At 65.9% G+C, this 25646-nt stretch carries 24 protein-coding genes and 1 pseudogene; 6 read left to right on the top strand and 19 right to left on the bottom strand.

All coding sequences use genetic code 11. The features are described from left to right. Positions 1 to 8: 8 nt before the first annotated feature. The 3 genes from WBV89_RS06670 to WBV89_RS06660 all read right to left on the bottom strand — a co-directional run bounded on the left by WBV89_RS06670 (position 9) and on the right by WBV89_RS06660 (position 3458). Positions 9 to 377: an STAS/SEC14 domain-containing protein gene (locus WBV89_RS06670; RefSeq protein ID WP_423980551.1), complete on the bottom strand. Its 369-nt coding sequence runs from the start codon at positions 375 to 377 to the stop codon at positions 9 to 11. 80 nt (positions 378 to 457) lie between these two features. Next, positions 458 to 2410 carry an acetate--CoA ligase gene (gene acs, locus WBV89_RS06665; RefSeq protein ID WP_423980550.1) on the bottom strand — a complete coding sequence of 651 codons (1953 nt, stop codon included), beginning with the start codon at positions 2408 to 2410 and terminating at the stop codon, positions 458 to 460. A gap of 40 nt (positions 2411 to 2450) precedes the next feature. After that, positions 2451 to 3458, bottom strand: a complete 1008-nt coding sequence (locus tag WBV89_RS06660; RefSeq protein ID WP_423980549.1) for an SAM-dependent methyltransferase — start codon at positions 3456 to 3458, stop codon at positions 2451 to 2453. Between the two features lie 174 nt (positions 3459 to 3632). Between WBV89_RS06660 and WBV89_RS06655 the strand changes: the two genes are divergently transcribed. Both WBV89_RS06655 and WBV89_RS06650 read left to right on the top strand, forming a co-directional pair. Then, positions 3633 to 5195 (top strand): cytochrome P450, encoded by a 1563-nt coding sequence (locus WBV89_RS06655; RefSeq protein ID WP_423980548.1) that lies wholly within the window; start codon positions 3633 to 3635, stop codon positions 5193 to 5195. Continuing rightward, a complete protein-coding gene (locus tag WBV89_RS06650; protein WP_423980547.1) occupies positions 5192 to 6532 on the top strand; it encodes a cytochrome P450 in 1341 nt (446 codons plus the stop codon). The genes WBV89_RS06655 and WBV89_RS06650 overlap by 4 nt, the downstream gene beginning before the upstream one ends. Before the next feature lie 43 nt (positions 6533 to 6575). On the opposite strand, the gene WBV89_RS06645 is transcribed toward WBV89_RS06650, so the two are convergent. Both WBV89_RS06645 and WBV89_RS06640 read right to left on the bottom strand, forming a co-directional pair. Beyond that, positions 6576 to 7346, bottom strand: coding sequence for an SDR family NAD(P)-dependent oxidoreductase (locus WBV89_RS06645; RefSeq protein ID WP_423980546.1), 771 nt, complete (start codon positions 7344 to 7346; stop codon positions 6576 to 6578). Further along, positions 7339 to 8595, bottom strand: coding sequence for a cytochrome P450 (locus WBV89_RS06640; RefSeq protein WP_423980545.1), 1257 nt, complete (start codon positions 8593 to 8595; stop codon positions 7339 to 7341). Before WBV89_RS06640 ends, WBV89_RS06645 begins: the two co-directional genes overlap by 8 nt. Before the next feature lie 39 nt (positions 8596 to 8634). Between WBV89_RS06640 and WBV89_RS06635 the strand changes: the two genes are divergently transcribed. The 3 genes from WBV89_RS06635 (at position 8635) to WBV89_RS06625 (ending at position 9545) form a co-directional block, all read left to right on the top strand. Continuing rightward, on the top strand, positions 8635 to 9042 hold the full coding sequence (locus tag WBV89_RS06635) for a hypothetical protein (protein ID WP_423980544.1): 408 nt from the start codon (positions 8635 to 8637) through the stop codon (positions 9040 to 9042). Next, positions 9039 to 9209, top strand: a complete 171-nt coding sequence (locus WBV89_RS06630) for a hypothetical protein (RefSeq protein ID WP_423980543.1) — start codon at positions 9039 to 9041, stop codon at positions 9207 to 9209. Before WBV89_RS06635 ends, WBV89_RS06630 begins: the two co-directional genes overlap by 4 nt. A 126-nt stretch (positions 9210 to 9335) precedes the next feature. Then, positions 9336 to 9545 (top strand): hypothetical protein, encoded by a 210-nt coding sequence (locus WBV89_RS06625; protein WP_423980542.1) that lies wholly within the window; start codon positions 9336 to 9338, stop codon positions 9543 to 9545. Positions 9546 to 9617: 72 nt separating this feature from the next. On the opposite strand, the gene WBV89_RS06620 is transcribed toward WBV89_RS06625, so the two are convergent. The 13 genes from WBV89_RS06620 to WBV89_RS06560 form a co-directional block, all read right to left on the bottom strand. After that, complete coding sequence (locus WBV89_RS06620) at positions 9618 to 11144, bottom strand: NADH-quinone oxidoreductase subunit N (protein ID WP_423980541.1); 1527 nt, start codon at positions 11142 to 11144, stop codon at positions 9618 to 9620. Then, on the bottom strand, positions 11141 to 12778 hold the full coding sequence (locus tag WBV89_RS06615) for a complex I subunit 4 family protein (RefSeq protein WP_423980540.1): 1638 nt from the start codon (positions 12776 to 12778) through the stop codon (positions 11141 to 11143). Before WBV89_RS06615 ends, WBV89_RS06620 begins: the two co-directional genes overlap by 4 nt. Before the next feature lie 40 nt (positions 12779 to 12818). Then, a complete protein-coding gene (locus WBV89_RS06610) occupies positions 12819 to 15344 on the bottom strand; it encodes an NADH-quinone oxidoreductase subunit L (protein ID WP_423980539.1) in 2526 nt (841 codons plus the stop codon). A 4-nt stretch (positions 15345 to 15348) separates the two neighbouring features. After that, entirely contained in the window at positions 15349 to 15648 is a 300-nt protein-coding gene (gene nuoK, locus WBV89_RS06605) for an NADH-quinone oxidoreductase subunit NuoK (protein ID WP_423980538.1), read from the bottom strand. A gap of 60 nt (positions 15649 to 15708) precedes the next feature. Continuing rightward, complete coding sequence (locus tag WBV89_RS06600) at positions 15709 to 16248, bottom strand: NADH-quinone oxidoreductase subunit J (protein ID WP_423980537.1); 540 nt, start codon at positions 16246 to 16248, stop codon at positions 15709 to 15711. After that, entirely contained in the window at positions 16249 to 16728 is a 480-nt protein-coding gene (locus tag WBV89_RS06595; RefSeq protein ID WP_423980536.1) for a 4Fe-4S binding protein, read from the bottom strand. Beyond that, on the bottom strand, positions 16728 to 17783 hold the full coding sequence (locus tag WBV89_RS06590) for a complex I subunit 1/NuoH family protein (protein WP_423980535.1): 1056 nt from the start codon (positions 17781 to 17783) through the stop codon (positions 16728 to 16730). The genes WBV89_RS06595 and WBV89_RS06590 overlap by 1 nt, the downstream gene beginning before the upstream one ends. After that, positions 17780 to 18952, bottom strand: a complete 1173-nt coding sequence (locus WBV89_RS06585; RefSeq protein ID WP_423980534.1) for an NADH-quinone oxidoreductase subunit D — start codon at positions 18950 to 18952, stop codon at positions 17780 to 17782. The genes WBV89_RS06590 and WBV89_RS06585 overlap by 4 nt, the downstream gene beginning before the upstream one ends. A gap of 49 nt (positions 18953 to 19001) precedes the next feature. Continuing rightward, entirely contained in the window at positions 19002 to 19658 is a 657-nt protein-coding gene (locus WBV89_RS06580) for an NADH-quinone oxidoreductase subunit C (protein ID WP_423980533.1), read from the bottom strand. Beyond that, positions 19651 to 20295 (bottom strand): NADH-quinone oxidoreductase subunit B, encoded by a 645-nt coding sequence (locus WBV89_RS06575; RefSeq protein WP_423980532.1) that lies wholly within the window; start codon positions 20293 to 20295, stop codon positions 19651 to 19653. The genes WBV89_RS06580 and WBV89_RS06575 overlap by 8 nt, the downstream gene beginning before the upstream one ends. Positions 20296 to 20367: 72 nt before the next feature. Beyond that, positions 20368 to 20733, bottom strand: coding sequence for an NADH-quinone oxidoreductase subunit A (locus WBV89_RS06570; RefSeq protein ID WP_423980531.1), 366 nt, complete (start codon positions 20731 to 20733; stop codon positions 20368 to 20370). Positions 20734 to 20931: 198 nt separating this feature from the next. Then, a complete protein-coding gene (locus WBV89_RS06565; RefSeq protein WP_423980530.1) occupies positions 20932 to 23505 on the bottom strand; it encodes a LuxR C-terminal-related transcriptional regulator in 2574 nt (857 codons plus the stop codon). Between the two features lie 34 nt (positions 23506 to 23539). Next, positions 23540 to 24292 carry an IclR family transcriptional regulator gene (locus WBV89_RS06560; RefSeq protein ID WP_423980529.1) on the bottom strand — a complete coding sequence of 251 codons (753 nt, stop codon included), beginning with the start codon at positions 24290 to 24292 and terminating at the stop codon, positions 23540 to 23542. 185 nt (positions 24293 to 24477) lie between these two features. Between WBV89_RS06560 and WBV89_RS06555 the strand changes: the two genes are divergently transcribed. After that, on the top strand, positions 24478 to 25221 hold the full coding sequence (locus WBV89_RS06555; RefSeq protein ID WP_423980528.1) for a corrinoid protein: 744 nt from the start codon (positions 24478 to 24480) through the stop codon (positions 25219 to 25221). Positions 25222 to 25270: 49 nt separating this feature from the next. Here the strand turns inward: WBV89_RS06555 and WBV89_RS06550 are convergent. After that, positions 25271 to 25645, bottom strand: a pseudogene (locus WBV89_RS06550) (B12-binding domain-containing protein); the annotation flags it as partial. Between the last annotated feature and the right edge of the window lies 1 nt (position 25646).

Below are 25646 nucleotides of genomic sequence, written 5' to 3'. Positions count from 1 at the left end.
ACCGGTGATCAGTCGGCTTCGGAGATCCAGGTCGACGCCGACTGCATCTCGCCGAGCCCGAAGACGCGGACCTGGCCGGGCATCATCCATCCGAACGCCTTGACGGAACGACGGACCCAGGTCGTGTCGGTCACCACCGCCAACCGGTCGAACTTGGTGAAGTTGCGCATCCCCAACTTCGCGTCCTCCCACATCGCGTCGCCTTCGTAGCCCTCGAAGTCCTCGCCGAGCCGGTACAGCAGGCGGATCTTGTCGTGGCGCGTGAGCAGGTCGGCGATCGCGGGGTCGAGAACGTCCTCGTAGTCGTCGTCGCTCACCTCGCCGCTCACGTCGATCGCGAGAACTCCGTCGCGGTAGCCGTCCAGGACTTCGATCATCATCACTCCTTCGTGTCGTGCGCAGCGCTCGATCGCCGGCTCCGATCAGACTATGCAACGCCGAAGCGTCGAAGCACGGATCAGTCGGTCGGCGACTCAGCTGCCTTTGCCTGGAGTTCGTCGACGATCGATGCATCGGCGAGCGTGGTGGTGTCGCCGATGTTGCGGCCCTCCGCGACGTCGCGCAGCAGCCGCCGCATGATCTTGCCCGAGCGCGTCTTGGGGAGGTCCGGGGTGATGAACACCCGCTTCGGTTTCGCGATCGCACCGATCTCGCCGGCGACGTGCGCACGCAGTTCGGCCTCGTTCGTTTCCGTTCCGCCGCGCAGGATGACGTAGGCGAACACCGCCTGACCCGTCGTCGGATCGTTCGCACCGACGACCGCCGCCTCCGCGACCGACGGGTGTGACACGAGCGCCGATTCGACCTCGGTCGTCGAGATGCGGTGACCGGACACGTTCATCACGTCGTCGACGCGACCGAGCAGCCAGAGGTAACCGTCGTCGTCGAGCTTCGCGCCGTCACCGGCGAAGTACCGATCGGGAAAACGTGACCAGTAGGTCTCCTGGTAGCGATCCGGGTCGCCCCAGATCCCACGGAGCATCCCCGGCCACGGCCGCGTCAAGGTGAGATAGCCCCCGCCGACCGAGACCGTGTTCGCCTCGTCGTCGACCAGTTCGGTGCGCACACCGGGGAGCGGGAACGTTGCCGAGCCCGGTTTCGTCGTCGTCGCTCCGGGGAGCGGGCTGATCATGATCCCGCCGGTCTCGGTCTGCCACCACGTGTCGACGATCGGGCACCGGGCACCACCGATGTGTTCGTGGTACCACATCCAGGCTTCCGGGTTGATCGGCTCGCCGACCGTGCCGAGCAGCCGCAACGACGAGAGGTCGTGCTTGGCCGGCTCCTCACCGCCCCACTTCATGAACGTGCGGATCGCGGTCGGCGCCGTGTAGAAGATCGTGACGCCGTACTTCTCGATGATCTCCCAGAACCGGTCGTTGCCCGGGTAGTTCGGGACTCCCTCGTACATCACCTGTGTGCACCCGTTCGACAATGGCCCGTACACGATGTAGCTGTGCCCGGTGATCCACCCCACGTCGGCGGTGCACCAGAACACATCGGTCTCGGGTTGCAGGTCGAACACGTACCGGTGCGTGTAGGTGACATGCGTGAGGTACCCGCCCGTCGTGTGCATGATCCCCTTCGGCTTGCCGGTGGTCCCCGACGTGTACAGCAGGAACAGCAGGTGCTCGGCCTCCATCGGCTCCGCGACGCAATCGGTCGAGGCACCCTCCATCAGGTCGTGGTACCAGTGGTCCCGGCCGTCCACCATCGTGACGTCGTTGCCACCGCGTTTGACCACGACGACGTGATCGATGGTCGGCGCCGACTCACATGCCTCGTCCGCAGCGGGCTTGAGCGGGAACACCTCACCGCGTCGGTATCCGCCGTCCGCCGTGATCAGGACCTTGGCCTCCGCATCGTTGATCCGGTCGCTCAACGACTGACTCGAAAAGCCGCCGAACACGACGCTGTGCGGCGCCCCGATCCGAGCACACGCCAGCATCGCAACCGCCGCTTCGGGGATCATCGGGAGATAGATGTTGACCCGGTCGCCCTTCTCCACGCCGAGCCCCTTGAGGACGTTGGCGAACTGACACACCTCGTCGAGCAGGTCCTGGTAGGTGATCGTGCGGGTGTCGCCGGGCTCACCCTCCCAGTGGAACGCGACCTTGTCACCGCGTCCGGCCAGCACGTGTCGATCGAGGCAGTTGTAGGCGACGTTCAGCGTTCCCCCGTCGAACCACTTGGAGTACGGAAGCTCCCACTCGAGGGTCGTGTCCCACGGCTGGCTCCAGGCGAGCAACTCGCCAGCCTGGCGAGCCCAGAACGCCTCATCGTCCTGATTCGCCTCGTCGTACATCGCCGTGTCGACGACGAGGGAGTCGGCCTTGAACGAGTCGGACGGGGGAAACGTGCGGTTCTCCGAGCTCAGTGCGTCGATGGTCTCGTGCTGTTCCTCACTCATGAGGCGATCGTAGATCACCCACGCGGGTCATCCCGATGCGTCAGTCGGGCGACGACGAGCGCCACTCGGCCACGAGGAATCCACCGAGCCCGGACGGGTCCAGGAGCGCTTCGGCCTCGCTGATCCGGCTGCGCATCCGCATCGCTGCGAGGTCGGGCCGCGCGGCGTGCTCCTCCCAGTAGCGCCTTCCTTCGGCGACCCGGTCGGCGATGCCGTGGAGTTGGAGGAACTGCGCCTGCGTGCGCAGCGAATCGGGTGCCGGGAACTGATCGAAGGCGAGATCGGTCGTGATGTCCTGCGTCCCCGGTGCGCTCAGGTAGTGCTCGCCGCGCGTGTTGTGCCGATACGTCCGCAACCAGTCGCGCCACGGACGGGTCGCGAGTTCGCCGGTCTCGGCGACGCCGTAGTCGATCACCAACAACGAGCCTCGTCGGATGAGCGACCGGGCGTCGGCAACCCACGCGACCGCGCGATCGGTCAGTGGAGCGCGGTCACCGTGTGTCGATCGCGCGGGGAGAACGGCGGGCACGGGATCGAACCGTGCCGACAAGCGCTCGACCGACGCGCCCGAGCGGTCGACGTCGACGAACGCTTCGCGCCATCCCTGATCGAAGACGGCGAGCCGGAACGGCAGGTTGTCGAGCAGTTCATTGGCGATGATCACGCCGTCGATGGGCCCGTCGGGGAGTGATCCGACGGATTCGATCCCGTCCGGGTGCCGTTCACGCTGAGCGGCCGAGATCTCGACGGCGACGTAGCGCATCGCCCCCGCACATTGGGGGGCGGCGGCCACCACCGAGCGGGCCAGCGTGCCCGGTCCTGCTCCTGCGTCGATGACGGTGAACGGATCCGGTCGCCCGAGACGCTCCCACTCACCGTCGAGGTATGCCGCCAACACGAACCCGAACAGCGGCCCGACCTCGGGCGACGTCAGGAAATCGCCGCGTCGTCCGGCGCTCCCGCCGTCCGGGCGCATGTAGAAGCCGTCGGTGCCGTACAGGGCGCCCTCCATGAACTCGTCGAACGGAATCGGACCCGGATCACTCACGCCGACAGGCTGGCAGCTCTCCGCCCACTCTCGTCGGTTCGGGTGCGACTTTCCACCCCGTCATCCGCACGACCGGGCACCGAAAACGGCGCGTGCTCCGACGGGAAGCGGTCGACGACCGACCGGTACGGTCGGACCGAGATCACCATCCATCCGAAGACGAAGGGGTCATTCGTGTCCAATCCGTTCACTGCCGTGCTCGACTCGGCGATCGACCTGCGACCGCCGGAGACGACCGGCGAGGCCGCGCGCCGCCGGTTCGCCCCGATGCCGATCGGCGAGGCGGTCGACATGGGACACGCCCCCGACGGGACCCCGCTGATCGACCCACGCATCTTCGACAGCGGTGAATTCGCCCGCAATCCCTACCCCTACTACCGGATCATGCGTGACCACTATCCGGTGTTCCACGACCAACTGCACAACTGCTACTACGTCACGCGGTACGGCGACGTCACCGACTGCTACTTCGACGAAATCGGTTTCAACACCATTCCGAAGGGCTCGTCGTCGGGCGTACTGGGCAACACGCAGTTGGAGTTGAGCGGCATCGAGCACCGCCGACGCCGCAACATCTACGGGCGTCATCTGGTCGGTGCCGCGCTCACGAAACGGTTGCACGCGCTGCGCGACATCGCCGACGAGTTGATCGCCGAGTGGTGGGACGCGGACAACCCGAAGAACGCGGCAGCCGGCGATCGGCCGGCGAGGATCGAGATCGATCGGGAGTCCGGGACCGCGCTGATCGAGCTGGGGGCATGCTTCGCCAACGAGTTCCCGATCAGCGTGGTGGCTCAGGTTCTCGGGATCCCCCAGGAAGCCCGCCAACAGTTCACGTGGTGGTACGACGCGATGATGTCGGGCCTGGGTGGCAGCGACACGCATCACGACGGCCTCGTCGCCCGCCAGGACCTCGAGGACTATGTCGAATCGCTCGTCGAGGAGCGGCGGTCGACCCCCACCTACCTCCACGACGAGGCGGGCAACGAGATCTGCCTCGACATCATCTCCGAACTGTGCAGCTCCGAGATCGACGGCGACGTGATGTCGACCGAGGAGATCACCTCGTTCGTCGCACTGGTCGTCGGGGGCGGCGGAGAGACGACCCGCGGCGCGATCATGAACCTCTGGTATCTGCTGCTCCAGCATCCGGACCAGTACGCGGCGCTCGAGTCGGATCCGTCGCTCTGGACGACCGCGTTCCACGAGATGCTGCGTCACTCGACCTCGATCGGCGGGCAACCACGCCACAACACGTTCGACATCGAGCTCCACGGGGTGACGATTCCCGCCGGCTCGCTGATCCACATGGTCGACGTCTCGGCGAACCACGACGATCGCGTGTTCGCCGATCCCGAACGATTCGACATCTTCCGTGACGACCTGTACAGCGGAAAGATCCTCCGCTCCGGCCACGACGGCGGCGGGCCCGACGGCGACGGTCGGTTCAGCCACATGGCGTTCGGTGTCGGACCCCACCTGTGTCCGGGGGCGTGGATCTCGCATCAGGAGGCGGCGATCGGCTCGGAGTTGCTCGCACCCGTCCTCCGCAACGTGCGCATCGAGACCGACCGGATGCCGATGAACCCGACCGCCGATGTCGACGGCATCGAGCTCGCTCCGGTCGGCCTCGGCGCGATTCGCGAACTCTGGCTGCGCTTCGATCTTCCGTCAGCCGTCACATCGGCCGTTGGCACCGACGACACCGGCGAGACCACTCCTCGCGGAGGATCATGACGCTCGGCTACGAGGTCGAGGCGGACGAGGAACCGCTGCCCGCGGCCGGGTACCGCACGTACGAGGTCTTCCAACGCGAACGGGTGGGTGAGACCACGAATCTCCTCTCACCGCGCGAACTGATCGGCGACGAGATGCTCGCCGACCCGACGCGGCTGCTCACGGTGCTCCGCGAGAACTATCCGTGCTACCGCGACTGGAAGGGGAATCGCTTCTGGATCACCCGCTACGACGACGTCACCTCGGTATTCGCGGACGAGGCCAACTTCGAGACCCGCTCGAAGCGGTGGTCGCTCAGCGACGGCGACATCGCGACCGAGCGACTCCTCGGGCGAGATCTGGGCGCCGAGGTGGCGGTGGCCACCGCCCGGGCCGGGCGGGTCGACGCTGCGTTGAACGACGTCGTCGAACGCGTCGTCGGCGACATCTCGGCAACCGCCGCGCGCGGCGAGCCGGTCGATCTCGCGACCGAGTTCGCAGCGCGGATCCCGCTCGAACTCTGGGGTGCGGTGCTCGATCTGACCGACGACGAACTCCCCGGGTTCGCGTCGCGCTACTGGAAGATGCAGCGTGGCGTCGGCTGGGACCCGCAGGCGCGACTCGATGGGCGTCGGGCGTTCGACGAACTCGTCGCGTTCTTCGAGCCGATCGTCGAGCGGCGGCGAGCGGAACCATCCGACGATCTGATCAGTGCGATCATCGCCGTCGATCCCGGTGAGGAGCGACCGGACCGGGCGCGCGACCTGGTGGCGACGATCCTCGAGGCCGACCACGAGACGCTCCACGGCGGTGTGGCGAACATGTGGTGTCAGCTGCTGCTCCACCCCGATCAGCTGCAGACGGTGCGCGACGACCCGCGGATGATGAAGTTCGCCTGGCTCGAGACGCTCCGCCACAGCCCTCCGGTCCACGGCGCTCAGCGATTCGCTCGACACGAGGTCGAACGCTTCGGGCGCCTGCTTCCCGACGGCGCGCTACTCGAGCTGTCGGCGGCCGCCGCCAACCGTGATCCGCGCGTGTTCGACGATCCCGACGCGTTCATCGTCGGTCGCAAGGACCTGTGCCAGCGCGAGCCGCGGGGCCAGTACCGCGCGGACGGGCTGCCTTCGGGGATCGCCTTCGGTCTCGGGAGGCCGTCGATCCACCCCGCGGTTCCCAAGGATCGTCCCCGCTCGAACTATGCGATCACCAGCGACATCGCCGTCGCCGCATCACGGCGCCTGCTCACCGCAGTTCCCGACCTGCGACTCGCCGACGGAGCAACTCCCACCATCCGCAGCCTCCGCCTCGGCGAGATGCACACCTGCTGGCACCTCCCAGCGACAACTGGTGCCTGACACCAGTTGTCCGTATCGACTGGGGTCTGACCCCACTTGATACTCACTCGGGGTCAGGCATGACGCACGGATAGCCGGCGTAGAGGCCGATGCTGTTGGCGGTGCGACCGTCAGGGCCCTCCGCGATCAGTTCGGCCACGATGTCGGCGATCTGCGCCGTGCTCATCCAGGTCGCCTGGTACTCCGGATCGGGATCGCTGCCCATATAGCCGCGCAGCATCTCGGTGTCGGTCGCACCCATGCAGATGTTGTTGACGCGGATGTGGTGCTTGGCGAGCGTTTTCGCCCAGTCGAACGTGAAGCCGTTGAGCGCCCACTTCGCCGCGTTGTAGAGGTCCATCGATCCGTGACCGTGGTGACGATCGCAGTCCGGACACGGTTTCACGTGGTCGGTCGAGATGTTGACGATGTTGCCGCCACGGCCGCCGTCGATCATCACCGGAGCGACCGCCCGACCGAACAGGAATGCGCCCTTCGCGTTCGACCCGAAGAGGCGGTCGAACTGGGCGTCGATCCCGTCCCACGGATCCTTCGTTCCGGTCGCCTCGACCTCGCCGGCATTGTTGACGAGCACGTCGATGCTCCCGTGGGCGGTCACCGTCGCATCGACGACGAATCGAACGTGGTGTGCATCCGCGACGTCACCGACGTGTCCGGTCGCTCCGATCTCGCCGGCCACATCCAGGATCTTCGGGTTGCGGTCGGTCACGACGACGTTCCACCCGTCGGCGGTGAAGCGCTCGGCGAGTCCGCGACCGATGCCCTGGGCAGCCCCCGTGACGATGGCGGTCATGGTCGGGTCGGTGTCAGTCATGTGATTGCCCCCAGGCGATCGGAATGGTCCGACGTCCCCAGAGCAGGAACGTCGGAATGCGGGTGGTCGGACCGTCGAGTCGAAGGTCGGGAAGTCGCTCGAGCACGCGCCGCAGCACGATCCGAGCTTCGAGTCGCGACAGGTGGGCGCCCGGACAGAAGTGGCGTCCGAGTCCGAAAGCCAGATGTGTCCGCCGGAGATGGTCGAGATCGCGATCGAGGCGGAATGTCTCGGGATCGTCGAACACCGCCGGGTCACGATTGGCGGCACCGTAGGTCGCCATCGACTTGGTCGTCTCGGGGATCGTCACACCGTGCATCTCGACCTCGCGCGTGTTGGTGCGGTACAGGCCGAGCACCGGAGCATCGAAGCGCAGGCTCTCCTCCACGGCAACGGCGTCGAGTTCGGGATGATCACGGAGCTCGCGGTACAGCTCGGGTCGCTCGAGGATCCGCCAGAACAGGTTCGTGATCAGCGAGGTCGTCGTCTCGTTGCCGCCGACGAGGAGCTGCTGGAGGATGTTCAACAACTCGGGGTCGGTCAGTCGGCGCCCTTCGACCGATGCCACGAGCAGCCCCGACATCACGTCGTCGGACACGGAATCGCCGAGCGCGTCCTCGTTCCAGTCGTCCGGAGCGATCCCCGCTGCCGCGAGGTCGGCGCGCCGGTTGTCGAGCTGCTCGGTGAAGAACGCATCGATCTGAGCCCGGTTCTCGGCGGCAGCAGCGGGGTCCTGGCTCCCCATCGCCTCGACCTGACGGTCGGACCAGAGCTTGAACTGTGCGATCTGATCGGTCGGCACACCGAGCACGTTCGCGATCACGAGGACCGGGAGCGGGCAGGCGATGTCGTCGTGGAGGTCTCCCATTCCGCCGGACTCGGGCGGACCGGTGCGCTCGAGCATCGCGTCGATCAGTTCGTCGGTGAGTCTCCTGATGTCCGCTTCCATCCGATCGACCACGCGAGGAGCGAAGCCCTGCTGCACCAGGCGCCGGTACATCGTGTGCGCCGGCGGGTCACTGAACAGACAGCCCGTGACGGAGAACCGCGGCGATTGTCCGTAGTGGCTGGACCAGGTCTTCCAGTCGCGCAGCATCGCCGTCACGTCGGCGTGACGGGTCATCGTCGTGAACGCGGGATCGAAGTCCTCGAAGCGGTGCACGGGGCAGCCCGATCGAAGCTCGGCGTACGTCGGGAACGGATTCTCCAGCACCTCGGACCCGAACGGGTCGTAGTCGATGTTCCCCACGCTGCGAACGTATCGAAGTCGTCGTTCTACCATCGACACGTGGACCTCGACGATCGCCTCGCCGGCACCGACACGCTGGCCGCTCTCGACGCAGCCGATGCCGCTGCGTGGAGCGCGATCGACCCGTCGCTGCTGGCGACCTGCCGGGATCGGGTGGCGATGTTGCTCGGCCACGAACCGACACTGGCCGCGATGTCCGACGAGGATCGCTCCGAGTTGAGCGCGTGGCCGACGGCGGAACAATTCTCCGAGACCGAGCGTGCCGCGCTCGACTTCACCGAGCAGTACATCGTCGACGTGACCGGCCTCACCGATTCCCAGGCCGAGCGGTTGCGGACTCACCTCGGCCCCGTCGGCCTCGTCGACTTCGTGAACGCGGTGCTCGTCGTCGAACAGCGGATGACACTCGAACTCGCGCTCGACGGTGCACTCGGGGTGCCGAGATGAGCGCACAGCGGACACCGCGGGTCGCAGCCGGAACGCGTGGTGACAGCGACCTCAGCGGTGCACTGATGCAGTACGCCGCTGCTGCGGTTCGTAACGACACGGTCGACCCCGTGACCACCGAACTCGTTCGGCTGCGGTGTGCGACGTACCACGACTGCCACACTTGACTGTCGCTGCGCTCGGCAGTTGCCAAGCAGAACGGGCTCGACGAAGATCTCGTCGCGCAGCTCTCCGCGCGCGAGCCCGACCTCACCCCTGCGCAGATCGCGGCGGTCGATTTCGCGAGCACGATCATGGCCGACCCCGCCGGCGTGTCCGACGAACTTCGGGTCCGGCTGAACGAACACTTCACGCCCGAACAGATCACCGAACTCGCGCTCGACGTGATGAAGTGGAGCTACCAGAAGTTCGCGGTGGCGCTCGGCCTCGACCGCGAGATCAAGCCCGGCGAGTTGACCGACCTCGTCTTCGACGACGAAGGCCACTGGGTCCGCCCCACCTGAAAGGTCGATCTCATGAACTCTTCGCGCACGGAGCGCCGGAGAAGTTCACGAGATCGGTGTTCGTGTGCGTCCTCAGCCGGGGAAGGCGCCGGCGAGGTCGGAGATGTTGCCGAAGCCGGCCACGAGTCGGGGGTACACCCCGATCGCGATCGTGCCGATGACGGTGATCGCGAGCGCAGCGATGATCGGCGACGGCGGGTCGAGCGGCGCGGTGTTGCCGTCGGGCACGTCGTCGACCCACACGGTGCGCAGCACACGGAAGTAGTAGGCCGCAGCGATCACGGTGTTGACGGCGGCGATGCACGCCAGGACGTACGCCGAGGTCGTGTCGGCATCGAGCACGGCCTTGAAAGCATTGAACTTGGCGAACCATCCACCGAGCGGCGGGATTCCGGCGAGCGACGCCATGAACACGGTCAACGCAACGGTCATCCCGGGCGCATAGCTGAACAGGCCACCGAACGACGAGATCTCCCCGCTGTGGGTCTTGCGGGACACCGCGATCACCACGGCAAAGGCACCGAGGTTCATGAAGGCGTACACGAGCAGGTAGACGACAACCGCGTTGAGTGCGGCGCCCGAGGCGTCGGAGTCACCGGCGAACGCGAGCGGCATCAGGATGAAGCCACCCTGGCTCACCGAGGAATAGGCGAGCATGCGCACGATGTTGGTCTGGCGCAGTGCGAGCACGTTGCCGACGGTCATCGTGAGCGCCGCCATCACCCAGATCATCGGGCCGTAGACGTCGCTGGCGGCCGGGAACGCCACGAAGACCAGCGACATCAGCGCAACGAAACCCGCTGCCTTCGACGCGACCGACAGGAACGCGGTGACCGGTGTCGGTGCGCCCTCGTAGGTGTCTGGCGCCCAGCTGTGGAACGGAACCGCCGAGATCTTGAAGGCGAATCCGACGATCACGAAGACGATTCCGACCACTTCGAGACCGCTCAGGTTCCCGTCGGTGAGGACGGCGCCGAGTTCGGTGAGCTTGGTGCTCGACGTCGCGCCGTAGAGGTACGACATGCCGAACAGCATCACGGCGGATGCGAACACGCCGAGCAGGTAGTACTTGACACCCGCTTCGTTCGACTTCGACGAGCGTTTGCGCCACGCCGCCATCATGTAGGCGGGGATCGAGAGCAACTCGAGAGCGACGAAGATCGAGATGAGGTCGCGGGCCGACGTCATCATCACCATGCCGAGGATCGAGCACAGCAGCAGGACGTAGAACTCGCCCTGGTGGTAGCCACCGTCCTCGAGTTCGTTCTGGCTCATCAGGACCACGACGTAGCCGACGAGCAGGAACAGCGCCTTGAGGACCAACGCATACTCGTCGATCACATACCGGCCGTCGAACAGCTCGCGTGGGACCCCATCGAGTTCGAGCCCGAGCGTGACCACCGGGATGAACGCCGTCAACAGCACGATGCCCGTCAGGGTGGCGATCATCCACTTCTTCGTCTGCTCGAGATTGAGGTCGATGAGCAGCACGATGTTGATCCCGATGACGAGGATCAACTCGGGCGCGATCGCGTGCCAGTCGATGGCCGGCGCAGTCCAATCGGCCTGCGCGAGGAACGACGAGATCATTCCGATCATTGCGGAATGCCGGCCGAGATCGTGTGGACGAGCTGGGTCACCGCCGGGTCGAGGACCTTGAACATCAGCTGCGGGTAGACACCGAAGACCACGATCGCGATGAGGAACGGCGTCCAGGCGATCCATTCGGTCGGCTGGACGTCGTGGATCTCGTCGTGATGATCATCGGCGACAGCGGCGTCGGCGTTGGCAGCCGAGCTGAGCGAATGGGCGACACCGTGACCGCCGGCCGCGTGCTCGGCGTCGGACTGGCCCACGAACTCCTCGGTCGGCTCACCGAATGCGGTGCGCTGGTACAGCCACAGCAGGTAGGCGGCGGCGAGGACGGTACCGATCGCTGCGATCACCATCAGGGTCCGGAACAGCGTCTCGTTGAGGGCCGGGTTCGGGCTGTACGCGGACAGGATCGCCGGGAACTCGCCCCAGAATCCGGCCAGGCCGGGCAGACCGAGCGACGCCATGGCGGCAAATCCGAGGATCCAGCCCATCTTCGGCATCTGGATCAACATGCCGCTGAGGCGGCTGATCTCGAGCGTGTGGTAGCGGTGCTTGATCGAACCGGCGACGAAGAAGAGCATGCCGGTGATCAGGCCGTGAGCGACCATGCCGAAGAGCGCGGCGTTGATGCCGAACGTGGTGAGCGTCGAGATGCCGAGCATCACGAAGCCCATGTGCGCGACCGACGAGAACGCGATCAGACGTTTCATGTCGGTTTGTGCGAGACAGCCGAGTGCGCCATAAATGATGCCGATCACGGCGAGGATTCCGATGACGGGCGCCCACGCCACCGCGCCCTGCGGGAGCATCGGGAGTGCGATCCGGACGAAGCCGTACGTTCCGAGCTTCAGCAGAATGGCTGCCAGGATGACCGAACCCTGTGTCGGTGCCTGGGTGTGCGCGTCGGGCAGCCAGGTGTGGAACGGGAACATCGGCACCTTCACCGCGAACCCGAGGAACATGCCCGCGAAGATCCAGATCTGGACGTTCTTGTCGATGCCCGCGCCCATCTCATAGAGCCACGAGAAGCTGAAACTCTCACCGCCGGTCTGGAAGAAGAGCGCCAGGAACGCGACGAGCATGAACGCCGAGCCGAACATCGTGTAGAGGAAGAACTTGAGCGAGGCATACTTGCGCTGCTCGCCACCCCAGACGCCGATCATGAAGTACATCGGCAGCAGCACGACTTCGAAGAAGACGAAGAACAGGATCAGGTCCTGGGCGATGAACGTGCCCGCCATCCCCGTCTGCAGGATCAACATCAAGGAGTAGAAGGCCTTGGCGTTGCCGGCGTCGGGCATGTTGTCCCACGAGTAGACCATCACGAGGAACGTGACGGCCATCGACAGGAAGTAGAGCGGCAGGCTGATGCCGTCGAGTCCGATCGTGTACCCCGACGAGATCATCGGGATCCACTCGGCGTCGACGAAGAACTGCAGGTTCTGCGACTGGTCGTAGTCGAACAGCACCAGCGTCGCCACGCCGATCGCCAGTGTGACGCCGGCGGTGAAGATGCCGATGATCTTCGGCGTCCGCTCGTCGTCCCGACTGGTGCCGAACATGATCGCCAGGGCACCGAGCAGCGGCAGGAAGGTGCCGACGCTCAGGATCCAGTTGTACTCGGTGAGGTTGTTCATGATCTCAGTTCTCAGGTTGATCTCAGGATGCCGTGCTGGGTCAGCCGACGTTGATGATGACGAGGACGATGGCGCCGACGGCCGCAAAGCCGAAGATGAGCCCGCCGTACTGGTTGATCTTGCCCGACTGCGTGCTCTGGAGCCCGTGGCCGGTTTCGGATGCGACGGTGCCGGAGCCGTTCACGGCACCATCGACCACCTTCTGGTCGATGTTCTCGTAGACCCATTCTCCGGTGCGCTTGCCGCCTTCGCCGACGGCATTGACGGTGGCGTCGAGGACCTTCTGGTTGACCCAGTAGGCAGCGTTTGCGATCGGGTGGGCGACGGCACGCACGATGACGTTCTCGTACAACACGTCGAGGTAGTACTTGTTGACGAGGAACGTGTGGCCGGCTCGCGCGATGCGACTGCGCTCGGTGAGCCCGACGAGACGCTTGTCGCGGCGCTTGTAGAAGGCCAGACAGAACCCGATCGCCAGGGCGTAACCGGCGGCGACCACGACGAGCGACAGCATGATCTTGGCGAAGGTCGGCGTGGCGTGCGTGACCGACGGGAAGAAGCAGACCGAACCCTCGGTGGGTGCGGTGAAGCCGCAGCCGTCATGGTGTTCGCCTTCGCCTTCCGCCTCGGCGAAGCCGGGGACGAACTCGACGATGCTCGACCCGGGACCACCGGGCTCGAGGGAGTCGATGGCGACCGCGACCGGTCGCGGCTCGACGTATTCCTTCACGTACTCCCAGCCTTCGCCGAGCGGCGTGGCGTTGCTGAATCCGGCGAAGGTCGCGAAGAATGCGAGGATCACGATCGGGATGAGGATCAGCTTGCCGGACTCGTGCGGTCCGTGATCCTCGTGGTCGTCGCCGTGGGCATCGTGATCGTCGTGGGCGTTCGCCGCGGCGCTCAGCGACCGTGGCGGCGTCGGGTCGTGAGCGTCGACGAGCGGTCCGCCGGCCATCGCCAACTCCGGCTCGTGCTCTTCGACCGTGAGGTCGTGATCGCCGATGTGATCCTCGTAGTGGTGCCCGGCCGCTGCACCGCGGGGCTCACCGAAGAACGTGAGGTACGTCGCACGGGTCATGTACATCGCGGTCAGTGCCGCACCGCCGAGGGCGAGCCACATCATCACCGTGTAACCGTTGTTGCCGACATTGTCGATGATCTCGTCCTTCGACCAGAAGCCGGCGAGCGGGAACACCCCGGTGAGGGCGAGCGTCGCCGCGCACCACGAGATGAAGGTGATGGGCATCTTCTTGCGCAGCCCGCCCATGTCCTTCTTCATGTCGAACGAGTGGTGCGAACCGGAGTGGCTGATCGATCCGGCGCAGAGGAACAGGCAGCACTTGAAGAAGGCGTGCGTGAACACGTGGAACACCGCCGGGAGCCAGGCGCCGGTTCCGAGGCCGAGCATCATGTAGCCGAGCTGTGACACGGTCGAGTAGGCGAGCACCTTCTTGATGTCGTCCTGGACGAACGCCAAGAGCGCAGCGATGATGATCGTGATCACGCCGATCACCGCGATGAACGACACGCCACCGTTGGCGATGTTGAACGCCTCCCAGAAGACCGGGTAGATCCGGGCGACGAGGAACACGCCGGCGACCACCATCGTGGACGAGTGGAGCAACGACGAGACGGGCGTCGGCCCGGCCATCGCGTCGGGCAGCCAGGTGTGCAGCGGGAACTGGCCCGACTTGCCGATGCACGCGATGAACAGCGCGGAGGCGCCGACGAGAATTGCGGCGCCGCTCGCCGAGGAGTCGCCCGACAGGGCCCACGCCTGGATGGCCGAGATGTCGAACCCGTTCGCGCCGGGCAGGTTCTCGGCGATCCAGTCGCTCGAGGAGAAGTAGATGATCGCCGTACCGACCAGCAGGCCGATGTCACCGACGCGCACCGTGAAGAACGCCTTCAGTGCGGCCTTCGAGTTGGCCTCGTCCTCCCACCAGTGCCCGATCAGCATGAACGAGCAGAGGCCCATGATCTCCCAGCCCAAGATGAGCTGAACCATGTTGCCGGCCATGACCATCACGAGCATTCCGGCGGAGAAGAGGGTCAACGCGCCGAAGAACTGCGTGTATCGCCGGTCGCCACGGACGTAGTCGAGGCTGAAGATCTGGACGAGCAGCGAGATGAACGCAACGAGCCACAACAGCAGGATGGAGAGGCCATCGCCGTACGAGCCGATGCCGAACTCGAGGCCGGAGTTCTGCCACCACACCCAGCTCGTGACGACGGGTTCGATGTACGGTTGGACCTCGCCGCCCTCGGCGGCGCGCGGGATCGAACGACCGAAGGTCTTCAGCAGACTGATTCCGTGCCCGCCGGCCTCGCTCGCGTCGCCGGAATCGACCCGGGCCGTCCATTGGATCATCGCGCCGGTCGCGATGACCAGCGATGCCGCCATCGACGCCAGCCCGAACTCGGACCCGCCGTTCGGCATCTTCTTGCCGAACGCCATGATGAGCGCGAAGGCGACCGCCGGGATGAGCGCGATCAGCCAGAGGTTCTCGAGGAACCAGCCGGAGCTCAGGTGGAGTGCTTCTTGAACTTCTTCTGCGGCGAGCACCGGGTCAGCCCTTCAGTTCCGAGAGTTCGTCGAGGGAGATCGAGCGACGGTTGCGATAGATCAGCAACACCATCGCGAGGCCGACGCCCACTTCGGCGGCGGCGATCGCGATCACGAAGAGCGCGAAGACCTGTCCGTCGACGTCGTTGTTCATCAGCGCGAACGCGACGAGGTTGAGATTCACCGAGTTGAGGACGAGTTCGATCGACATCAGCACCATGACCGCGTTGCGGCGGGCGATGACCCCGAACACGCCGATGCAGAACAGCACCGCGGCGAGGAGGAGGAAGTTGGCAGCAAGCATGTGAAGTCAGCCCAGGTCGGCCGGAGAACGGAGGAGGAAGTTGGCAGCAAGCATGTGAGGTCAGTCCTTCCGCGCCAGGACGATTGCGCCGATGGCGGCGGCGAGGAGGACGAAGGTCATTCCGAAGAACGGGGCAAGATACGGCGACAGGACCCGGTCCGCGATGTCGACGGTGGATTCGTTGTTCGCTCCGGTCAGCTGCGGTTCGGCGATCGTGGCGTCACCGTAGGTGTCGAGCACGACGTAGGCGAGCAGGCCGAACAGCACCAGGGCGATCGGAATCCCGATCGCCCAGCCCTTGTTGTTGAGGCCGGACTCCTTGCCGATCTGGGCACGGGTGAGCATGATGCCGAACAGGAACAGCACCATCACGGCGCCGATGTACACCATCACCTGGGACACGGCGACGAACTCGGCGGCGGCGAGCACGTACTGGGCGGCGACGCCACCGAGCACGATGACGAGCCAGAGCGCCGCGTGGACGACGTTCTTCGTCGTCACCACGCAGAGGGCAGCGAAGATCATGCCGAACGCGATGATGCCGAAGCCGACGTTCTGCGCCACGTTGACGCCGTCGGCGGCGAGAAGGGACACACTCATCTACTTGCCTGCTCCAGCTTCGAGCTCGGGAGCTTCGGGAACGGTCTCCATCCACTCGCCGAGCTTCTCCTTGTCGTGCAGCAGATCGGCGATCCGCGGCTCGGAGTACTCGTATTCGGGGCTCCAGAAGAGTGCGTCGAACGGGCAGACCTCGACACAGATCCCGCAGTACATGCAGAGTGCGTAGTCGATGTCGAAGCGGTCGAGATGGTTGACCTGACGCGGCTTGCCACCGGCACGGCGCGGGGGCGCCAACTGCTTGTGACCTTCGATGTAGATGCACCAGTCCGGGCAGCTGCGCGAGCAGAGCATGCACGCCGTGCAGTTGTCCTCGTGCAGGGCGATGACGCCACGCGCGCGGATCGGCGGCGATTCCTTCTCGTGCGGGTACTGCACGGTGTTCGCGCCGTCCTTGACGGTGCGGCCGAGGGTGCCGAGCGTGACACCCAGGCCCTTGATGAGACCAGGAACCTTGGGCATCAGAAAGCCACCTTCAGAATCGCCGTGACGGCGATGTTGGCGAGCGAGAGCGGGATGAGGAACTTCCAGGCAAAGGTCTGGAGTTGGTCCTCACGGAAGCGGGGGTAGCTGAATCGGACCCACATGACGATCCCGACGAGCACGAGCATCTTGGTGAACAGGATCACCGGGCCGACGAGGTTCATCCACCACGCGACGTCGTCGAGGTTGTCCCATCCGAACCATTCGAACGGCACACCCCAGCCACCGAGGAACAGCACCGCAGCGATGAACGCGAACACGCCGGCCGTGGCGAACTCGGCGATGAAGAACATCAGGAACCGGAAGCCCGAATACTCGGTCATGTAGCCGGACACGAGCTCGGATTCGGCGATCGGCATGTCGAACGGCGCCTGGGTGAGCTCGGCCTGCACGGCGATCATGAAGATCAGGAACCCGAAGAACTGGGTGATGATGAACGGGTTGCCGAGGAAGCCGATCCCGAACATCTCGCCGGTGTTCTGGACCTCGACGATCCGGTTGAGGTTCATCGACTGGGCCTGGATGACCACGCCGAGGGTGGCGAGCACCATCGGCAGTTCGTAGGCGATCAGCTGTCCCGCCGCACGCAGACCACCGAGCAGGGAGTACTTGTTGGCGCTCGCCCAGCCGGCCATCAAGATGCCGAGCACGCTGACCGAGCCGACGGCGAGGAAGTAGAACACCCCGGAGTCGAGGTCGGCGAACACCGCCTCGGGGCCGAACGGAACGACGACGATCAGCAGGAACGTCGACATCAGCACGACCACCGGGGCGAGCTTGAAGACGGTCTTGTCGGCGTTGTCGGGTGCGATGTCTTCCTTCTGCAACCACTTGCCGACTTCGGCGAGCAGCTGCATCGACCCGTACGGACCGGCTTCCATCGGTCCGAGACGGCTCTGCATGAACGACATCATCTTGAACAGGAACAGGTAGACGATCGCTCCGGCGGGAAGCAGCACGGCCACGAGTCCACCGATGACGCGGAAGATCGATTGACCCCAGTACGGGATCTCGACAGCGAGGGCACTGATCATCGGTCGATGTCTCCGAGGATGAAGTAGAGGCTGGCGAGGATCGTGATGATGTCGGGGACGTAGACGCCCTTCAACACCCACGGGGTGATGCTGATGTTGTTGAAGCTCGCCGAACGGATCTTGACGCGGAACGGCCCCAGGTCACCCTTCGAGACGACGTAGTAGCCCATCTCGCCGAGTGGGTTCTCGGTCGAGACGTACGCCTCGCCCTCGGGCACCTTGATGATGCGCGGAACCTTGGTCATGATCGGTCCCGCAGGGATCTGCTCGACCAACTGCTGGACGATCTTGCACGACTCGCGCGTCTCTTGCAGACGGATCCAGCAGCGTGCCCACGAGTCACCGTCGGGGTGGGTCCAGACCTTCCAGTCGGCCTTGTCCCAGGCGAGTCCGACCGGGTTGTCGCGACGCAGGTCGTAGTCGATGCCCGAGGCGCGGAGGTTGGCACCGGAGAGGCCGTACTCCTCGGCGACGTGTGCGGGGATCACGCCGATCCCGCGCATCCGACTCTGGAAGATCTCGTTGCCGAAGAGCAGGTCCTCGATCTCGTCGCAGAAGCCGATCAGCTTCTTCATGACCTGCTTGGTCTCGTCGATCCAGCCCTTGGGCAGATCGTCCTTGAGGCCGCCGATGCGGTCGAAGTTCGGGTGGAACCGACCGCCGGTCGCGCCCTCGATGAGGTTGAGGACGTACTCACGGTCACGGAAGGCGAGGAACACCGGGGTGATCGCGCCCATCTGCACGCCGAGATCACCGAGGAACAGCGACACGTTCGCGATGCGCGACAGCTCGAACAGGATCGTGCGGATGACCTGCGCGCGGGGCGGCGCCTCGATCTCCATCAGCTTCTCGGCGGCGAGGATGAACGGCACTTCGTTGGCGAAGCTGCCGAGCCAGTCGATCCGGTTGATCAGCGTCGTGACCTGCGGGAACGTGCGGACCTCGGTCAGCTTCTCGTAACCGCGGTGCATGTAGCCGGCGGACGGTTCCGCCCAGATCACCTGCTCGCCGTCGAGGCGGGCGATGATCCGCAGCGTGCCGTGGGTGGCCGGGTGCTGCGGACCGATGTTGAGGGTCATGCCCTCGGTCTCGAGTTCGACGTTCAGGCGCGCATCGGCGGCCTGCGACGCGATGTACGACAGCTGTTGGCGGTCGGTCAGGTCGGTCACGATGCACCCTTCGCCGTTACCGAACGGGTCTGACCCGTTGCGTAACGCTTCATGATTCGTCCTCTTCGTCTCGGGCGGGCATCGGTTCGACGTCGACGATGCCGGGCCACGGCTTCACCATGCGCGCCAGCAGCGGGAAGTCCTTCTTGAGCGGATACCCCTCGAAATCGCCCGGGAGGTACATGTTGCGCAGGTCGGGGTGGCCGTTGAAGCCGATCCCGAACATCTCGTGACACTCGCGCTCGTGCCAGTTGGCGCCGGCGAACGATCCGGTCCACGAATCGACCACCTGGACGTCGTCGTCGACGTCGGCCTTGATCGTGATCCCGACGTGACGATCGAGATCGGTGAGGCGAGCGAACACCTGCATCCGGGTCTCGCCACCGCACACCCCGTGCTTGATCGTCATGTCGATCGGTTCCTTCTCGACGGTCGGATCCGATTCGCTGTTTCCGTACGGCGACGGCATCCAGTCGATCGCGGACAGGAACGAGAACCAGGTGAACCCGGCCAGCTTCAGCGCCGCGCCGGTGTCGGCCCACGCCTCGGTGGCAACCCGGACGGTCAGATCGTCGTTGGGGACGATGTGGAACTCGAGCAATGAGTCGCCGATGCGCTCGCGCAGGTCGTCGACGATGCCCTCGCGCAGCCCGTCGCCCGGAAGTGCCTGGGGGGCCTGCTCGTCGGTGGTGTCGGTGTCACTCAATGGGGCCACCGCCCACCACGATCGGATCGGGACGATCGCGTGCCGGGATCGGCTGCGGATCCGTCGAGATGTCGTGCGTGGTCTGCCCGGTGGGCTCCCCCGCGTGCAGTTCTCCGCGCTCGGCGGCGCGCTTGGCCTGGAGCGTCGTGAACTCGTCGCCCTTCCACTTCGCCTGCATGTCCTCGTTCTTGATCCGCTGCTGGAGCAGCACGACGCCTTCGAGCAGCGCCTCGGGACGCGGCGGGCAGCCGGGGACGTACACGTCGATCGGGATGATCTGATCGACGCCCTTCGTGACCGAGTAGCTGTCCCAGTACGGGCCACCACAGTTGGCGCACGAGCCCATCGAGATCGCGTACATCGGCTCGGGCATCTGCTCCCACAACCGCTTGACGGCGGGAGCCATCTTGTCGGTGACCGTGCCCGACACACACACGAAGTCGGCCTGACGCGGGCTGGCCGGGAGCGGGATGACGCCGAGACGCATCACGTCGTAACGCGGCGAACCGAACGCGGCGCCCATCTCGATCGCGCAGCAGGCGAGCCCCCACTGGTACACCCAGAGGCTGTACGAGCGGCTGATGTTGAACAGTTTGGTGAGCGGAGCCGGCATCCGACCCTTGTCGACGAGACCCATGTCAGTGCACTCCTTGTCGATGTGGGCAGAACGTCGCGTTGCACACGCTGACGACGGCCGTCGCTGTCACGGTCACACCCAACGGAGCAGCCCCCGCTTCCAGGCATACACCAGTCCGTCGAGCAGCAGCACGATGAACACGAGCATCACCACGAGACCGAAGGTTCCGTATCGCTCGATGTTCGCCGCCCACGGGAACAGGAACACCGCCTCGACGTCGAAGATCACGAACAGCAGGGCGAACACGTAGTAGCGGATCTGGCTCTGTGACCAGCCCATTCCCACCGGATCGACACCGGACTCGTAGGCGATGTACTTCTCCGCGGACGGGAAGGTGGGACGGATGGCGGCCGCCAGTCCGAGCAGCAGTCCACCGATCACGATGGCGGCCACGGCGAACCAGACGACGTTCAGATAGTCGCGAAGGAAATCCGACATACGGGCTCCGAAGATACCAGGGCTTGTGAATTCTCTCCCAAACCCTGCTGCCGTGATTGATTCGCCGTATGTCACGTCGTCCGCGGGTTGTGAACGGGCGTCGACGATGTCGTGACCGTCCGCCGCGCCCGCCGACCGGACACCGCGCGACCAGCCGGTGCGCCGTCGGGTTGTCAGGCCCCCGTCGGCGCGACCGGTTCAGAGATCGAGTTCGGCCAGTTCGTGACGGCCCGACAGCCCGAACCTGCGGTAGACGACTGCGAGATGGTTGTCGACCGTGCGCGCCGACACGATCAGCTCGGCCGCGACGTCCTTGCTCGACTTGCCCTCCGCCGCGAGACGCGCGATCTCGAGTTGGCGATCGCTCGGCATCTCGACGCGCGCGCAGATCCGGTCGAGTCGTGCTGTCGCAGCCGGTGGAGCGTGCGGTGTCATCGCGACCGCGATGGAGCGTGCCGACAGTGCTCGGCGGCGCAGTGCGACGACGTCGCCGTCACCCGTGAGCGCCAGATCGATCTCGGCGATCAAGGCGTCGAGCGCAGGGCCGTTCGCGCGTCGGGCCGAGAACGTGTCGGCCGCGTGGGAGATCTGCGCGACATCGCCGTCGAGCACGCCGCGCGCGTGGGCATGGATCGCCTTCGACAGGTGACCGTCCATCCCCGCGGTGACATTGGCGACGATCGGAGCGGTCTCGGGGGCCGGGCCGCGCCGGATCGCCTCCAAGCCCAGCCACGGGGCCCAGAGCACGTAGCCGGAGTCGATCGCCTGGCGCGTGAGTACTGCGGCACGGGAGTCGACATCGCGGTCATCGGCCAGTCTGAGTTCGGCTCGCGCCCGGCCGAGCGGAGATTCATCCGGCCGGGCCACCGCCTCGATGCCGAGTTCGACCAGGGTGGCGCGCAACTCGCCGCGGAGGAACCCTCCTGCGCCGATGTCGTCGACATGGTCGGCGGCGCGCACCGCTTCGCGCGACCGGAGCACCGCTTGCGCGTAGTCGCCGGTGAGCGACGCAGCATGTGCGCCGAGTCCGAGCCACACCGCGTGAGCGGGTCTCACCAACGACACATCGGCGGCACGGAGCCAGCGTTCGATCACCTCGCACGCGCGATCGAGGTCACCGCCGAGCAGGTGCCGGATCGCATCGGCGATCCCGAGGCGCACCGTGGTGTGAGGAACCGACAACCGCTCCGCCAGTTCGTACCCCTCCAGGATCGGGGGTCCGGCGGCGTCGAACCGTCCCTGGAACACCTTGTCGAAGGCATCGGCGAGGACGACGGACAGCCGCCCGGCGTCGGTCGTGACATCGTTCGCGGTGGCCGCAGCCGCCGAGGCCTCGGCGAGCGGACCCTTGCCCGTCATCCGCATGTACAGCGCCGTCGCTCCGTCGACGCGAGCGCGCTGGTCGGGTTGCTCCAGGCTCTCGCGCAGCTCGGCGAGCTGCACGTATCCCTCGTCGCTGCGACCGAGTTGCAGACACCACAGCTCGGCGCGGGCCAAGCCGGCGTCGACCCGTTCGGTCTCGGTTTCTGCGGCATCGATCGCACGATGCGAGGCGATCTGCGCCTCGCCGAGATCACCCTCGTTGGCGTGCGCCCAGACGAGCTGGACGAGGTCGGCCGCGGTCGGTTGCGAGATCGATTCGATCAACCGTTGCGCCAGGGCGTTCTCCCACCGACCGACGGCGACCGCAGCCCCGAGACGCGCGGTACGGTCGTCGATGCCGCTCTCGGAGTCGAGCATCCACTCGGCGAGCCGGGCCGGGTCCACCCCGTCCTCCGGGCCGACCGCCGACGCGAGCTTCGAATAGAGCCGACGGGTCTCCTGGCCGACGAGCTGGGTGCGGATCACCTGCGCGTAGAGGGGGTGGACGAGGACGCACGGGTCACCGGCGACGAGACCCGATCGTTCCAGACGCTCGACCGCCTCGCGGTCGAGGCGCGACAACACCCTGCGGGGAACCGCTCCCGCGATCGCGACGGTGCGCAGGAGATCCCATTCGGTCTGCGACAGGCGTTCGAGGTGCGACGCGACGAGCTGCTCGAGCGAGCGGCTGCCCGGAACGAACTCGGAGAGATGCCACAGGCCCGACCGCTCACCGATCGATGACGACGCGCGAGCCGACGCCAACAGCTCGCGGAGCGCCAGCGGGTTGCCCTCGCTCAACGCAGCCATCCGCCGCAGCGACCCGACCTCGCCGGGGCCCTGCCATTCGACGAGCAGTTCGATCAACCGCTCGGCGTCGAGCGGCGCGAGGACGACACCATCGGCGTGATCGCGCAGCACCCTCGACAGGTGGTGGTCGTCGTCGCGGACCCCGTCGGGCCCGGTTCGTTCGGTCGCGATCACGGTGATGTCACCGGCGCGGATGAGCCCTTCCAGGATCGCTGCGGACTTGTGATCGAGCATTCCGACGTCGTCGATGCTGACGACCGTCGCGGTCGCTTGCTCGACCAGTCCCCGACGAAGGCGCTGGACGAGTTCGAACTCGGCCGCGACCGGCGGCGCATCGATCGGGAGCAGGTGGAGCAGCGCACCGAACTCGAGTGCCTGCTGCGCGACCCCGGCGTGCACCGTGCGCACAGCCACGGGCGACAACGGCGCTCGCAACCGTTCGACGACACGGTCGGCGACGTGTGACTTTCCGATTCCGGCCGGTCCGCGGAGGACGATGCACCGCGCCCGGTCCGACGTCAGTGTCTCGACGACCTGATCGACGAGCGCGTCGCGACCGATGATCGACGATCGGTGCGCGTCGGCACGTTCGGTTCCCATCGCCGGCGCATTCTGTCACAGGGCCGGGCGCGCGTCAGCGGCCGGCGAGCAGGTCGGAGAGCTGATTCGCCGCTTCGACGACCAACTTGACCACCCGCTTCTCGTCTCCCGCATCGGGGAAGCGGAATGACGGCCCCTGGAGATAGATGGCACCGTCCCAGTCGCCGTCGGGCCCGCGGAACGCAGCGGCCACGGCGTTCACGCCGGGATCGAGTTCCTCGCGAGACACCATCACCCCATCGGAGCGCACGCTCTTGAGTCGTTGTCGGAGTGCGGTCGGGTCGGAGAACACCGCGTCGACCGACGTGGATTCCATGTCCGACAGGTAGCGATCGAGCGCGTCGGCGGGCAACCGGGCGAGCACGGCGAGTCCGCTCGCGACGGTGTGGAGGGGAAACGACTGGCCCGTCTGGTCGGCGAGCAGAACGAGTTCGTCACCGTCGTCGACGTTGTCGACCCAGTACGCGGTGTCACCGTCGCGGAGGGTGTAGCCGCTACTCCCGCCGGTCATCAGCGCCAGTTCCTCGATGAACGGACGGACCGTCGTGCGGATGCTGGCACGGGGAGCCGATGCAGCGCCGAGCGTCGACAACGCCGTCCCGATCGCATACCCTCCGCCGACTTCGACCTGGACGACCGCCCCTTCGTGCTCGAGAGCCGACAGCAGTCGCGACACGGTCGACTTCGGAAGTTCGGTCCGCTCGGCGATCTCGGTCACACCGGCCGATCCGCGAGCGAGCGCGCGGAGCACGGCGAAGGCTCGTTCGATCGACTGCACTCCTGCCATCTCGGATGTCTCGTTGTCTGTCCTGTGTCGTCGGCTCGCCTGTAGCGTGGACCGTGCGCTGCTCAGAGGAGTCGGCCCAGAGGGGCCTGGCGTACTGTTTCATTATACGGTACGGTTCCGCATGACGGAACACTTGCGGGACGGCATCCGTCCACGCAGGTCTCTCGAGCTCTGGGGGTCATGACATGACAGACGTCGACAACGACGCAACCGACGGCGACGACGAGGTCGATCTCGCGACACTCAGCGATGAGGAACTCACGCTGCAGATGCACGACGACCTCTACGACGGGTTGAAGGAAGAGATCGCCGAGGGCACGACGATTCTGCTCGATCGCGGATGGAGCGCCGAGAAGGTGCTCAACGACGCCCTCGTCGAGGGGATGCGGATCGTCGGGATCGACTTCCGCGACGGAATCCTGTTCGTGCCCGAGGTCCTGCTGTCCGCCCACGCGATGAAGGCGGGGATGGAGATCCTGCGACCGCTGCTCGCCGAAACCGGAGCCGAATCGGTGGGCAAGGTCGTCATCGGGACGGTGAAGGGCGACATCCACGACATCGGCAAGAACCTCGTCGCGATGATGCTCGAGGGTGCGGGCTTCGAGGTGATCGACCTCGGCATCAACACCGACGTCGACGAGTTCCTCGCCGCGCTCGACGAGCACCAGCCCGACATCCTCGGGATGTCCGCGCTGTTGACCACGACGATGCCGTACATGAAGGTGGTCATCGACACGCTCACCGACCAGGGGCGCCGCGACGACCAGATCATCCTCGTCGGTGGCGCTCCGCTCAACCAGGAATTCGGCGATGCGATCGGTGCCGACGCCTACTGCCGCGACGCTGCGGTGGCATCCGAGATGGCCAAGGAGCTCGTCGGGGCACGGCGCGTCAAGCACGAGCCTGCCGGCCCGTCGGTCCGCGCCTGACGTGGCAGAGCCGCGCACGCTCGTCATCGCCTGCGGCGCACTGGCGCGTGAACTGCTCGACGTCGGTGTTGATGCCGAGGTCGATCACCTCGAAACCGGCGCCCTCGAGCATCATCGCGACGAGGTTCTTGCCGATGTCGTGGATGTCGCCCTTCACCGTTCCGATGACGACCTTGCCCACCGACTCGGCTCCGGTTTCGGCGAGCAGTGGACGCAGGATCTCCATCCCCGCCTTCATCGCGTGCGCGGACAGAAGCACCTCGGGGACGAACAGGATCCCGTCGCGGAAGTCGATCCCGACGATCCGCATGCCTTCGACGAGGGCATCGTTGAGCACCTTCTCGGCGCTCCATCCGCGATCGAGCAGAATCGTCGTGCCCTCGGCGATCTCTTCCTTCAACCCGTCGTAGAGGTCGTCGTGCATC

The sequence above is a fragment of the Ilumatobacter sp. genome (genome assembly GCF_049588435.1).
Taxonomy (GTDB): Bacteria; Actinomycetota; Acidimicrobiia; order Acidimicrobiales; family Ilumatobacteraceae; genus Ilumatobacter_A.
This window is presented reverse-complemented; position numbering and strand designations above follow the sequence as displayed.